Origin of the sequence: Terrabacter sp. LjRoot27 (genome assembly GCF_964254175.1) — a bacterium.
Taxonomy (GTDB): Bacteria; Actinomycetota; Actinomycetes; order Actinomycetales; family Dermatophilaceae; genus Terrabacter.
In genome coordinates this window covers 870,329-882,706 of record NZ_CAXUSS020000001.1, presented here as the reverse complement: position 1 = coordinate 882,706, position 12,378 = coordinate 870,329, and the positions used below count along the sequence as shown (strand labels likewise).

Genomic DNA, 12,378 nt, shown 5'->3' with positions numbered 1-12,378 from the left:
GATCCCATGGACACCCCCGTACGCTCGCTCGTCGTCAAGGTCACCGCCGGCACCGAGGCTCCCGAGCGCCTCTCACAGGCCTTCACCGTCGCCGCGACGGCCGTCGCGAGCGGCGTCGACGTGTCGCTCTGGCTCACGGGTGAGTCGACGTGGATGGCGGTCCCCGGGCGTGCCGAGGAGCTCGAGCTGCCGTATGCCGCCCCGCTCGGCGACCTGCGCGACGCGGTGCTCGCGGGTGGCCGGCTCACCGTCTGCACGCAGTGCGCGGCCCGCCGCGAGCTGACCGAGGACCAGCTCGTCGACGGAGCGGTGATCAAGGGGGCCGCGGTCTTCGTCGAGGAGGTCATGGCGCCGGGCGCCCAGGCCCTCGTCTACTGACCCACAGAACGTGGCCTCTCGACGGTGAGAGGCGACAGGCTCTGGCCACTCGACGGGTGAGGACCGGCAGAACGTGGCCTCTCGACGGTGGAGGGTGGGCGGGAAGGTCAGGTGAGGACGGAGAAGAGGTGCACGACGGCGCCGACGACGAGCACCGACCCGGCCCCGGCACCGATCTGGCCGCGGACCGACAGCATCGCCGGCTGCAGCGCGAGGACCCGGCGGAACGACCAGGACACCGTGCCGACGGCGGCACCGATCCCGAGCGCCTCGAGCGTGCCGACCTCGCCGCGGAGCGAGGCGCCGACGACGGCGGCCAGCACGGCGGCCGCGAGGGCCACGAACCCGAGGAAGGGCGTCGCGCCCCGGACCCCGACGAGCAGGTCGGTGACGACGGCCGCCCCGACGGCCGCCATGGCGACGACCGCGACCGCCTGCCCCCGGTCGCTGTTGGCGGCGACGACGGCCGTCGTGCCGGACGCGACGACGACGAGGCCGCCGAACGACGACAGGAGCGTGAGGACGAGCCCCTCGCGGCCGGTGCGCCGGACGAGCTGACCGAAGAAGGCGAGCAGGATCCCGAAGGCGACCGCGGCAGGCACCCACAGCAGGTCCTGGCGCAGTGCGCTGAGCACGATCGCCACGGAGGAGACGGCGAGCACGACGGTCGTCGCCATCGGCGTCCACGACCCGGTGAGGAGCGGCCAGCCCCAGGCCACCGCGAGAGCGAGCGCGAGGGTCACACCGAGGGTGGCGGCATACCCCGTGCCCTGGGCGACGAGGAGGGCCACCGCGGACAGGAGCGTCGCGGCGATGCTGAACCAGCGGATGCGGTCGGCACCCGCGGGCGACAGCGGGACGTGGAGCGACCCGGCGCCCGCCGAGGCGTCGGGACCGGGCTCGCGGAGGGCCGCGTTGTCCTCAGGCACGGGGGCCATTGTGCATCACCCGCCGGCGAAGGGCGGCAGCACCTCGACGGTGCCGCCGTCGCTCACCCGGACGTCACGGCCGACCTTGCGCCCGTCGAGCAGGAAGCTCGCGACCCGCGCCACCCGGGCGAGGTCGGGGTGGGCGGCGACGGCCGCGTCGACGACCTCACCCACCGTCGCGCCGGTCCGCGTCTCGCTGTCGACGCCGGCCGCCGCCCGCGCCGCCGCCCAGTAGCGCATCGTGACGGTCGCGAGGGCCGGCCCGGCCGTCGGGGCCGTGCGCGACTCGGGTCCACTCGAGGCCATCTCACTCCGTCTCATCGTTGGTGCGGTCCGGTCCGCACGTGACCAGTCTCGCCTATCCTGCATGAGATGGCCCGACTGCTGCTGCTCACCAACGCGCTGGCCCCCAGCGCCGAGGTGCTGCCTGCCCTCGGGCTGCTGAGCCACACGGTGCGCATCCTGCCCGCCGAGGCCACCGCCCTCGTCGACTCCCCCGACTGCGACGTCGTCATCATCGATGCGCGACGGGAGCTGGCGAGCGCACGCTCCCTCTGCCGGGTGCTGCGCACGACGGGGATCGGCACCCCCCTGCTGGCCGTCCTCACCGAGGGCGGCCTCGCTGGTCTCACCGCGGAGTGGGGTCTCGACGACGTGCTGCTCGACTCCGCCGGACCCGCCGAGGTCGACGCCCGCCTGCGCCTCGCCATGACGAAGGGTCAGGACGACGACGCCGACCTCGACCTCCCGATCACCTCGGGCGAGCTCGTCATCGACGAGGCGTCCTACTCCGCGAAGTTCCGCGGCAGCCCGCTCGACCTGACGTACAAGGAGTTCGAGCTCATCAAGTACCTCGCGCAGCACCCGGGACGCGTCTTCACCCGCGCCCAGCTGCTCCAGGAGGTCTGGGGCTACGACTACTACGGCGGCACCCGCACGGTCGACGTGCACGTGCGGCGCCTCCGCGCCAAGCTCGGGCCCGACCACGAGGCCCTCATCGGGACGGTCCGCAACGTCGGCTACCGCCTCGTGCCCGACCGCGCCGAGGCCCAGCCCGCCGACGCCTGACGCACGCGTCCCGGACAGGGGCGTGGCCCGGACCCACGAGGGGTCCGGGCCACGCGTCGAACGTTCGCCTCGTCAGGGCACCACGGTGATGCGCGTGGCGGGGGCCGGGGAGTAGTTCGCGTTCTCCGGCTTGGCGAGGTAGTTGGCGAAGGCGTCGATGTCGAGACCGCCGAAGTACTTGCCGGTGCCGCCCTGGAAGGCCGGGAAGTTGTCGCCACCGTCGGACAGGAAGTTGTTCGTGACGATGCGGTACGACGCGGCCTTGTCGACCGGCGTGCCGTTGACCGCCACGGTCCCGTCGACGACCATCTGCGTCGCCGTGCTCCAGGTGTAGGTCAGTCCCTTGTTCACCTGCAGCATCTTGGCGGCCGAACCGGCGTTCTTGCCCGTGCGCTGCTGGTTGAGCACGTCGTAGATCTGCTGGCCGGTGAGGTTCATCGACACGAGGTAGTTGTTGAACGGCTGGACGTTGAACGCCTCCTCGTAGGTGACGGCGCCCGGTGCCTCGCCGTACTTGGAGTTGGCGTAGGCGAGGTCGGTCCGGATGCCGCCGGGGTTCATGAAGGCGACGACCGGCGTCTGACCGCCGGTGATGACCGACGGGTCGGCGAGCTGTGCGTCGGCGATGAGGTCACCGAGCGGGGACTCGCCCGCGGCGTTCTGCGCCCTGACGATGTCGGCCGAGATCGTGCCGATGATCTTGCTCGCGATCGCCTTGACGAGCTCCTTGTACTTCGTGATGAGTGCCGTCGCGGCGGCGTCCGGGGCAACGGAGCGCGTGACGATGTTGTTGACCGAGTCGGCCTCCGTCGGGCGCACGATGTCGGACGTGCGACGGTCGTAGGTGACCTCGGTGTCGTTGTAGAGGCGACCGAACGAGGAGGCGGAGGTGACGAGGCGCGGGACACCGGCCGAGTCGGGGATGGCACACACGTAGGGCTGGTGGGTGTGGCCCGAGATGACCATGTCGATGGCCGGGTCGAGGTTCTTGACGATCGGGATGATCGGCGAGTCGGCCGACAGCGTGCCGCCACCCTTGCAGGTGTAGTCGTACGCCGTGCTGGCCGGCGGGGTGCCGCCCTGGTGGACGAGGACGACGATGGCGTTGACGCCCTGCTCCTTGAGGACGGGCACGAGCGCGTTGGCGGTCTCGACCTCGTCGGTGAACTCGAGGCCGGCGACGCCGGCGGCCGTGACGATGCTCGGCGTGTCCTTGAGGGTCATGCCGATGAAGCCGATCTTGGCGCCGTTGAACTTCTTGACCCAGTACGGCGGCAGGATCGTCTTGCCGCTGGCCTTCTCGATGACGTTGGCCGCGAGGTACTGGAACTTCGCACCGGTGAACGTGCCCGCGGGGCAGGAGTTCTGGTTGTTGGCGCCGGCACCGTCGTCGAGGCACCCGCCGCTCTGGAGGCGCTGCAGCTCCTTGTAGCCCTCGTCGAACTCGTGGTTGCCCACGGCCGTGGCCTCGAGGCCGAGGTCGTTGAGCGCCTCGACGGTCGGCTCGTCGTGGAAGGCTGCCGACAGCAACGGCGAGGCGCCGACCATGTCGCCCGCCGCCACCGTGACGGTGTTGGCGTGGCCCACGCGCGCCTGCTTGAGGTGCGTCGCGAGGTACTCGACGCCACCGGCGTCGACATTGCCGGCGCTCGTGAGGATGCGTGCGCTCGAGCCCGACGGGGGCTCGAGGTTCCCGTGGAAGTCGTTGAACGACAGGATCTGGATCGGGAACTGCGTCTTGCCCGGGGCCTTGCTCGTGTCGGGCCCCGCGGTGGGTGCGGCGAGGGCCGGTGCCGCGAGGGCCGCGGCGCAGATCCCTGCGACGGCGACGCCCATGGTGCGGCGGGTGGTACGGGACATGTCTTCCCCTTGATCAGCGGTGTGGATCGCGTGCCCATCGGCACCCACGGGAGGCTAGTGCCCGGGGGGCGCCGGGAGGGGCTTGCTGCGTGACGATGTTGTGAACTGCTGGCACGGGCAGGTGCCCCGGTGCCGACCCGAGTGCCGACTCGAGTGCAGAACCGGTGCCGTGAGCTGCGTGCAGGGCCCCCGAGCCCTGATCGGACCCTAGCCGTCGCGGGCGACGGGCGGGAGTCCCCGCCGGGTCGCTGTGGTGGAATCGCCGTATGCCGCGCCCCACCGTCGCCCTGCGCGACACGACGAACCCGCTCACACCGGACGAGTCCGCCGCCGTCCTTGCTCTGGCCGCGGAGGCCGCCGCGGCCGACGGGTCGCAGCCGCTGTCGGAGCAGTTCCGGCTGTCCGTGCGGGCCCGCGAGCACGACGGGGTCGACCACCTCCTCGCCGTCGGTGCCGACGGGTCGCTCGTCGGCTACGCCCAGTCGCGCTCGGGCGACGGACCGCCGTCCGGCGAGCTCGTCGTCGCGCCCGACGCCCGCCGGTCCGGCGTGGGCACGGCACTGCTCGCGGCCCTGCCGGACGGCATACGGCTGTGGAGCCACGCGACCGGGGCGGCGGCCGACGCCGCCACGGCGTTCGCGCGCGCCACCGGGCTCGTGCCGGTGCGCTCGCTCCACGTCATGGGTCGCTCGCTCCGCGACGGGCCCGCGTGGCCTCCCGCGTCGCTCGACCCGAGGTATGCCGTCCGCTCTTTCGAGCCCGGACGCGACGAGGACGCGTGGCTGGCCCTCAACGCCGCCGCGTTCGCGCACCACCCGGAGCAGGGCTCGCTGCGCCGGGCCGACCTCGACCAGCGGATGGCCGAGCCGTGGTGGGACCCGGCCGGGCTCGTCCTCGTCGTCGAGGCCGCCGAGCCCGACGTGCTCGCCGCCTCGCACTGGACCAAGGTCGACCCGCCGGACGGTGACGTCGGCGAGGTCTACGTCGTGGCCGTCTCACCCGACCGCCAGGGCCAGGGCCTCGGGCGGGCGGTCACGGTGCTGGGCCTGGACCACCTGCGCTCGCTCGGCCTGGCCCGCGTCGTGCTCTACGTCGACGAGGACAACGTCGCGGCCGTGCGCACCTACGCCGCCCTCGGCTTCGAGGACGTCGAGGTGCACCGGCAGTTCGCGCGGGCGGACGAGCCGGACAACACGGACGGCGCGGACGGCGCGGACGGGGTCTCCTCGCCTGCCCTCGGCTGAGACGAGTTCACCCCCACGTCGCCTTTCGGTGCCACGATGGGCGCATGAGCACCGGCAGCCTCACCTCCACCGACCTCGACGAGCAGGACGCCGCCTCGGTCGCTGCATCGGCGGACGCCCGCGACGCGACCCCGGACGAGACCGGCGCCGAGGCCGCGACCGAGGCGGCCGAGGTCAGCTCGTTCACGAGCACCGTGCCCAACCGGCGCATCCCGGCCCGGGCCCCCAACGGACGGTTCGTCGGCGCCGGCGCGCAGGGCGACGACGGGGACGACCTGCCGGCCGACCGCTACCTCGAGCGCGAGCTGTCCTGGCTGCAGTTCAACGAGCGGGTCCTCCAGCTCGCCATGGACCCCGCCGTGCCCCTCCTCGAGCGCACCCGCTTCCTCGCGATCTTCGCCAACAACCTCGACGAGTACTTCATGGTGCGGGTCGCCGGTCTCAAGCGACGCATCGCCACCGGGCTCGCCGTGCGCACCGCCGCCGGCCTCGAGCCGCGCGAGCTCATCGAGCGCATCGCCCGGCTCGCGCACGAGCTGATGCAGCAGCACGCCGGGGTCTTCCAGCACGACGTGCGCCCCTCCCTCGAGGAGCAGGGCATCACCATCGTGCGCTGGGACGACCTCGACGAGGACGACCGCGAGCCCCTCCACTACTTCTTCGCCGAGCGGGTCTTCCCCGTGCTCACCCCGCTGGCCGTCGACCCGGCGCACCCGTTCCCCTACATCTCCGGCCTGTCGCTCAACCTCGCCGTCCTGCTCCAGAACCCCAAGACGGGCAGCGAGCACTTCGCCCGCGTCAAGGTGCCGCCGAGCCTCCCGCGCTTCATCCTCGTCGAGGAGGACCTCGACGCGGACGTGGTGCGCAAGCGCTTCGTGCCGCTCGAGGACGTCATCGCGAGCCACCTCGACCAGCTCTTCCCCGGGATGCTCGTGCAGGAACACTTCAGCTTCCGCGTCACCCGCAACGAGGACCTCGAGGTCGAGGAGGACGACGCCGAGAACCTCCTCACCGCGCTCGAGAAGGAGCTGACGCGCCGCCGGTTCGGCCCGCCCATCCGGCTCGAGGTCGAGGACGACATCGACCCCAAGGTCCTCGACATGCTCGCCCGTGAGCTGCAGATCAGCGACCGCGAGATCTACCGCCTGCCGACCCCGCTCGACCTGCGCGGCCTGTTCACCATCGCCGACGTCGACCGCAGCGACCTCGAGTTCCCGAAGTTCTTCCCACGCACCCACCCGGACTTCGCGCCGACCGAGAGCGCGAAGGCCATCGACCTGCTCACGGCCGTGCGCCAGAAGGACGTGCTCGTCCAGCACCCGTACAACTCGTTCTCGACGTCGGTCCAGGCCTTCATCGAGCAGGCCGCGAACGACCCGAAGGTCCTCGCGATCAAGCAGACGCTCTACCGCACCTCGGGTGACTCACCGATCATCGACGCCCTCATCGACGCGGCCGAGGCCGGCAAGCAGGTCCTCGCCGTCGTCGAGATCAAGGCCCGCTTCGACGAGGTCAACAACATCTCGTGGGCCCGCCAGCTCGAGCAGGCCGGTGTCCACGTCGTCTACGGCGTCGTCGGCCTCAAGACCCACGCCAAGCTGTGCCTCGTCGTGCGCCAGGAGTCCGAGGGGCTCGTGCGCTACTGCCACATCGGCACCGGCAACTACAACCCGAAGACGGCTCGCGTCTACGAGGACTTCGGCCTCTTCACCACCGACCCGCAGGTCGGGGAGGACCTCTCGCGCCTCTTCAACCTCCTGTCCGGCTTCGCTCCCCGGAGCAAGTTCAAGCGCCTCCTCGTGGCCCCGAGGTCGGTGCGCTCCGGCCTCATCGACCTCGTCGACGAGGAGATCGACCTGCACGAGTCGCGCCGCGACGGCGCGCCGAGCGGCCGGATCGTCATCAAGGCCAACTCGATCGTCGACGAGGCGCTCATCGACGCGCTCTACCGCGCGAGCATCGCCGGCGTCCGCGTCGACATCTGGGTGCGCGGCATCTGCGCACTCCGACCCGGCGTCGAGGGCCTGTCCGAGAACATCCGGGTCCGCTCGATCCTCGGCCGCTTCCTCGAGCACTCGCGCGTCTTCTGGTTCGACCACGGCGGAGACCCGCAGGTCTACATCGGCAGCGCCGACATGATGCACCGCAACCTCGACCGCCGGGTCGAGGCACTGGTGCGCATCATCGAGCCCGGTCACATCGTCGAGCTCGCCGACCTCATCGACCTCGCGTTCGCCGAGACGACGTCGCGCTGGGACCTCGGCTCCGACGGCCGCTGGGTGCGCCACCACCTGTCCGAGTCGGGAGAGCCCCTCGACGACCTGCAGGAGAGGCTCATCGAGCGCCACGACAAGCGCCGCCGCAAGGCCCGCCGCCGCTGACCCGCGACCCCGAGGCGGACCCCGCCGACCGGCACACGGGCGGGTTGGGCCGGTCGGGGCGCCCCACGGCGCCGCATCGGGCAGACTGGCGCGCGTGGCCTCAGTGATCCCCGCCGCCGGCACGCTGCCCTGGCGGCGTCGCGACGGACGTCTCGAGGTCGCCCTCGTGCACCGGCCGAAGTACGACGACTGGTCCTGGGCCAAGGGCAAGCTCGACCCCGGTGAGCACCCCTGCGTCGCCGCTGCTCGCGAGACCCTCGAGGAGACCGGCCTCGTCGTGCGCCTCGGGGTGCCCCTGCCGCCGGCCGAGTACCCCGTGCTCGACTCCACGGGCGGTCCGGCCACGAAGCAGGTGCACTACTGGTCGGCGCGCGTGACGGGCGGCACCGGCGTGCTCGAGCACGAGATCGACGAGGTCGCGTGGGTAGACGTCCGCACCGCGCACGACCGCCTCCACTACGCCCGCGACCGCGAGCAGCTGCTCGCCCTCGTGCGCGCCGAGCGGGCCGACGAGCTGCGCACGTGGCCGCTCGCGTTCGTGCGGCACGCCAAGGCCACGCCGCGGGGCAAGTGGGAGGGCGACGACCGGCGCCGTCCGCTCGATGCCGTGGGGCGGGCCCAGGCGGCCACCGTCGCCGCCGTGCTCGGCGCCTACGGTGTCACGCGCGTCGTCTCCTCCTCCTCGGCCCGCTGCGTCTCGACCGTCGAGCCGTATGCCGCCGGGCGCGGGCTGCGCCTGCGCACCCGTGACGTGCTGTCGGAGGAGGGCTTCGCGCAGAGCCACACCGGGGCCGTGACCCAGGTGCAGCGGCTGCTCGAGCGCGGCGACCCGGCCGCCCTCTGCAGCCACGGGCCCGTGCTCCCCACGCTGCTCGGCCTGCTCCACACCCGGGTCGCGCACTCGCCGGAGCGCGTGGGCGTCGCGGAGCTGCTGCACGCAGCGGCGGACGAGTCCATGCACAAGGGCGAGGTGCTCGTCTGCCACCTCGTCGGCCGGGGCGAGGACGCGCGCGTCGTCGACGTCGAGCGCATCGACACCTGAGGCGCTGCCGCGCCTTCGCCCGAGCGCCTCGGCGGCCCTCGTGGGGGGCTGCCGAATCCTCCATCGTCGGTCGGTCAGAGCCGGGTCGCATCCCGAGCGGGCACCCCACCCCAAGACGTCGCCCCTCGTTCACCCTGCGTTAACCGCACGTGGACGACTCGTCATCCGGCGCACCTATGTTCGCCGTGGATCAACGTCCAGCAACGTCGCTCGGATCTGACCGAACGACCATCAGGTACACCCCATCGAGAGGGATCACACCCGTGTCTGTTTCGCGTATCAGCGCTCTCGGCGCCATCGCCCTGTCCGGCGCTCTTGCGCTCTCGGCCTGCGCGTCCGAGAACAACGGCGCCGCTCCCGGTGCCGGCTCGACCGCTGCCGGCTCCACGGCCGCCGGAGACTGCTTCAGCGGTGACCTCAAGGCAGAGGGCTCCTCGGCCCAGAAGAACGCCATCGACGAGGCCATCTCGGCCTACCAGACGGCCTGCGCCGACGCCAACATCGACTACCAGCCCACCGGGTCCGGTGCCGGCATCAAGCAGTTCATCGCCAAGCAGGTCGACTTCGCCGGCTCCGACTCGGCCCTCAAGACCGAGCCCAAGGACGGCAAGATCGAGGCCGACGACGCCAAGGCGTCCTGCGGCACCGAGGCCTGGAACCTGCCCATGGTGACCGGACCCATCGCGATCGCCTACAACGTCAAGGGCGTCGACAAGCTCGTGCTCAACGCCGAGGTGGCCGCCAAGATCTTCGACGGCAAGATCACGACGTGGAACGACCCGGCCATCGCCGCGCTCAACAAGGGCGTCACGCTTCCCGCCACGCCGATCAAGGTCTTCTTCCGCTCCGACGAGTCGGGCACGACCGAGAACTTCACGAAGTACCTCAAGGCCGCGGCGCCCGACGCCTGGTCCTACGAGACCGGCAAGAAGTGGACCGGCAAGGGCGAGGGCAAGGAGAAGTCGGCCGGTGTCGCCACGGCCACGAAGGGCCAGGACGGCGGCATCACCTACGTCGAGCTCTCCTACGCCCAGCAGAACCAGCTCCCCATGGCCCAGATCGACACGGGCTCCGGCCCCGTCGAGCTGACCGCCGAGTCGGCCGGCAAGACGATCGCCACGGCCAAGCAGACCGGCACCGGCAACGACCTCGCGCTCAAGATCGACTACGCCACCAAGGAGGCCGGGGCCTACCCGATCGTCCTCGTGACCTACGAGATCGTCTGCTCGAAGTACGCCGACGCCGAGACGGGCAAGAAGGTCAAGAGCTTCCTCAAGACCTTCGCCTCGGACGAGGTCCAGAAGGGCCTCGAGGCCCAGGGCTACGCCCCGCTGCCGGCCGAGGTCGCGACCAAGGTCCAGGCCGCGGTCGACGCGATCTCCTGAACCGCCTGACCCGGCCGGAGCGATCCGGCAGGGTCGTCCACGCAGGGGTGGGCGCCGCACTCGGCGCCCGCCCCTGTGCCAGTACCACGCAATCGAAGGAAGAGGCCTCCACGTGTCGACAGTGACGGGTGTGTCCACTGCGGACCAGACTCCCGGGCCCGACGGGCGCCGGCCCCTGCAGGCGGACAAGGCATCCACCGGTCGCATCGGCGACCGGGTCTTCGGCGGCGCCGCCACCCTCTCCGGCGTCCTGGTCATCGTGCTCGTGACCCTCATCGCGATCTTCCTCATCGTCCAGGCCGTGCCTGCGCTGATGGACAACTCGGCGAACTTCTTCACGAGCCGCGTCTGGGCGCCCGGCGGTGAGCAGCCTGCCTTCGGCATCCTCGAGTTCCTCTGGACCACGGTGACCGCGTCGACCATCGCCATGCTGCTCTCGGTGCCGGTCGGCGTCGCGGTCGCGCTGTTCCTCACGCAGTACGCGCCGGCGTGGATGCGTCGGCCCGCGGCGGGTCTCGTCGACCTCCTCGCGGCAGTCCCCTCGATCGTCTACGGCCTCTGGGGCCTGATCGCCTTCGCGCCGGTCTTCAAGCCGGTGCAGTCCTTCATCGAGGACAAGCTCGGCTGGTTCCCGCTCTTCGCCCCCACCGGCATCAGCGGAGGGACCATCTGCTTCATCGGCGTGGTCCTCGCGATCATGGTGCTGCCGATCGTCACCGCCCTCTCGCGTGAGGTCTTCGACCAGACGCCGACCGCACACAAGGAGGGGGCCCTCGCCCTCGGTGCGACCCAGTGGGAGATGATCCGCACCGCGGTCCTGCCCTTCGGCCGCCCCGGCGTCATCTCCGCCTCGATGCTCGCACTGGGCCGCGCCCTCGGCGAGACGATCGCCGTCACCTTCCTCGTGTCGGCCCTCGCCGACGGAAACCCGTGGTCGTGGTCGCTCTTCAACGGCGGCGAGACCTTCGCGTCGAAGATCGCGAACAACGCCTCGGAGTTCAGCAACCCGAACAAGACCGGCGCCTACATCGCCGCCGGACTCGTCCTCTTCGTGCTGACCTTCGTCGTCAACAGCATCGCCCGCGTGGTCATCGAGCGCAGGAAGGCCTTCACCGAATGAGCACCGCCACCGACCGCCGCGTCCCCGACGACCAGGTCGTGCCCGGGGACACCTCGACGCCGCCCGGTGGGCGCTCGGGACGCGACGCGCTGTCCGAGATGAGCCACCCCCACCGGGCGCGCGCGCTCAAGGACGTCGTGGCCCGGGTCGTCATGTGGGCCGCCTTCGCCCTCGCGATGGTGCCGCTCGTGTGGATCCTCGGCACGGTCGTCGCCAAGGGCTTCCACATGCTCACGACGGCGACGTGGTGGACCGGCAACCAGCGCAACGTCAACTCCGACGACTTCGGCGGCGGCGCCCGCCACGCCATCGAGGGCACCCTCCAGATGGTCGGGTTCACCGCCCTCATCGCGGTGCCCATCGGCATCCTCACCGCCGTCTACCTCGTCGAGTACGGCCGCGGTCGCCTCGCCCGGGCGATCAGCTTCACCGTCGACATCCTCTCGGGTGTCCCGTCGATCGTCGCGGCGCTCTTCATCTACGCCGTGTGGGTGACCGCCTTCGGCTTCAGCCGCTCGGGGTTCGCGGCGGCCCTCGCCCTCGTGCTGCTCATGATCCCGGTGATCGTGCGGTCGACCGAGGAGATGCTCAAGCTCGTGCCCAACGAGCTGCGCGAGGCCTCCTACGCCCTCGGTGTGCCCAAGTGGGCGACCGTGGTCAAGATCGTGCTGCGCACGGCGTTCTCGGGCATCGTCACCGGTGTGCTCCTCGGCATCGCCCGCGTCATGGGTGAGACGGCGCCGCTGCTGATCCTCGCCCCGTACACGAAGAACTTCCAGCGGGACCTGTTCAACGGCAACTTCCCGACCCTCCCCATGATGATCAACCAGGACCGAGGGGACTTCGCGCTCGCCACCGCGGCCGAGCGCATGTGGGGCGCAGCGCTCACGCTGATCCTGCTCGTGCTCCTCCTCAACGTCATCGGCCGCGTCATTGCGCACTTCGGCGCCGTCAAGAAGTAAGAGAAAGCG

General features: G+C 71.2%; 11 protein-coding genes. 8 read left to right on the top strand and 3 right to left on the bottom strand.

From position 1 onward, the window contains the following. The first annotated feature begins 6 nt into the window (after positions 1-6). Complete coding sequence (locus tag ACSQ2D_RS04080; RefSeq protein WP_435984743.1) at positions 7-378, top strand: DsrE family protein; 372 nt, start codon at positions 7-9, stop codon at positions 376-378. Positions 379-485: 107 nt separating this feature from the next. Here the strand turns inward: ACSQ2D_RS04080 and ACSQ2D_RS04075 are convergent, their stop codons facing one another. Together ACSQ2D_RS04075 and ACSQ2D_RS04070 are read right to left on the bottom strand one after the other, a co-directional pair. Next, positions 486-1,316 carry a hypothetical protein gene (locus tag ACSQ2D_RS04075; RefSeq protein WP_435984742.1) on the bottom strand — a complete coding sequence of 277 codons (831 nt, stop codon included), beginning with the start codon at positions 1,314-1,316 and terminating at the stop codon, positions 486-488. 6 nt (positions 1,317-1,322) lie between these two features. Then, on the bottom strand, positions 1,323-1,613 hold the full coding sequence (locus ACSQ2D_RS04070) for a MoaD/ThiS family protein (RefSeq protein WP_435984741.1): 291 nt from the start codon (positions 1,611-1,613) through the stop codon (positions 1,323-1,325). 66 nt (positions 1,614-1,679) lie between these two features. Between ACSQ2D_RS04070 and ACSQ2D_RS04065 the strand changes: the two genes are divergently transcribed. Next, complete coding sequence (locus tag ACSQ2D_RS04065; RefSeq protein WP_056752208.1) at positions 1,680-2,375, top strand: response regulator transcription factor; 696 nt, start codon at positions 1,680-1,682, stop codon at positions 2,373-2,375. A gap of 72 nt (positions 2,376-2,447) precedes the next feature. Here ACSQ2D_RS04065 and ACSQ2D_RS04060 read toward each other — a convergent pair whose 3' ends face one another. Next, positions 2,448-4,235, bottom strand: a complete 1,788-nt coding sequence (locus ACSQ2D_RS04060) for a bifunctional metallophosphatase/5'-nucleotidase (RefSeq protein ID WP_435984740.1) — start codon at positions 4,233-4,235, stop codon at positions 2,448-2,450. A 266-nt stretch (positions 4,236-4,501) separates the two neighbouring features. Between ACSQ2D_RS04060 and mshD the strand changes: the two genes are divergently transcribed. The 6 genes from mshD (at position 4,502) to pstA (ending at position 12,369) form a co-directional block, all read left to right on the top strand. Further along, positions 4,502-5,479 (top strand): mycothiol synthase, encoded by a 978-nt coding sequence (gene mshD, locus ACSQ2D_RS04055; RefSeq protein WP_435984739.1) that lies wholly within the window; start codon positions 4,502-4,504, stop codon positions 5,477-5,479. 44 nt (positions 5,480-5,523) lie between these two features. Then, positions 5,524-7,860, top strand: coding sequence for an RNA degradosome polyphosphate kinase (locus ACSQ2D_RS04050; protein ID WP_435984738.1), 2,337 nt, complete (start codon positions 5,524-5,526; stop codon positions 7,858-7,860). Positions 7,861-7,954: 94 nt separating this feature from the next. Further along, positions 7,955-8,902 (top strand): NUDIX hydrolase, encoded by a 948-nt coding sequence (locus tag ACSQ2D_RS04045; protein ID WP_435984737.1) that lies wholly within the window; start codon positions 7,955-7,957, stop codon positions 8,900-8,902. Between the two features lie 263 nt (positions 8,903-9,165). After that, positions 9,166-10,287: a phosphate ABC transporter substrate-binding protein PstS gene (pstS, locus tag ACSQ2D_RS04040; protein WP_435984736.1), complete on the top strand. Its 1,122-nt coding sequence runs from the start codon at positions 9,166-9,168 to the stop codon at positions 10,285-10,287. A 130-nt stretch (positions 10,288-10,417) separates the two neighbouring features. Continuing rightward, complete coding sequence (gene pstC / locus ACSQ2D_RS04035; RefSeq protein WP_435984735.1) at positions 10,418-11,407, top strand: phosphate ABC transporter permease subunit PstC; 990 nt, start codon at positions 10,418-10,420, stop codon at positions 11,405-11,407. Beyond that, a complete protein-coding gene (gene pstA / locus ACSQ2D_RS04030; protein ID WP_435984734.1) occupies positions 11,404-12,369 on the top strand; it encodes a phosphate ABC transporter permease PstA in 966 nt (321 codons plus the stop codon). The genes pstC and pstA overlap by 4 nt, the downstream gene beginning before the upstream one ends. Positions 12,370-12,378 lie beyond the last annotated feature (9 nt).

What these genes read in the sequence shown, in the direction of transcription:
- mshD (WP_435984739.1), top strand. Translation starts at nt 4,502, where the DNA reads ATGCCGCGCCCCACCGTCGCCCTGCGCGACACGACGAACCCGCTCACA.
- pstA (WP_435984734.1), top strand. Translation starts at nt 11,404, where the DNA reads ATGAGCACCGCCACCGACCGCCGCGTCCCCGACGACCAGGTCGTGCCC.
- ACSQ2D_RS04050 (WP_435984738.1), top strand. Translation starts at nt 5,524, where the DNA reads ATGAGCACCGGCAGCCTCACCTCCACCGACCTCGACGAGCAGGACGCC.
- ACSQ2D_RS04065 (WP_056752208.1), top strand. Translation starts at nt 1,680, where the DNA reads ATGGCCCGACTGCTGCTGCTCACCAACGCGCTGGCCCCCAGCGCCGAG.
- ACSQ2D_RS04075 (WP_435984742.1), bottom strand. Translation starts at nt 1,316, where the DNA reads ATGGCCCCCGTGCCTGAGGACAACGCGGCCCTCCGCGAGCCCGGTCCC.
- ACSQ2D_RS04070 (WP_435984741.1), bottom strand. Translation starts at nt 1,613, where the DNA reads ATGGCCTCGAGTGGACCCGAGTCGCGCACGGCCCCGACGGCCGGGCCG.
- ACSQ2D_RS04060 (WP_435984740.1), bottom strand. Translation starts at nt 4,235, where the DNA reads ATGTCCCGTACCACCCGCCGCACCATGGGCGTCGCCGTCGCAGGGATC.
- ACSQ2D_RS04080 (WP_435984743.1), top strand. Translation starts at nt 7, where the DNA reads ATGGACACCCCCGTACGCTCGCTCGTCGTCAAGGTCACCGCCGGCACC.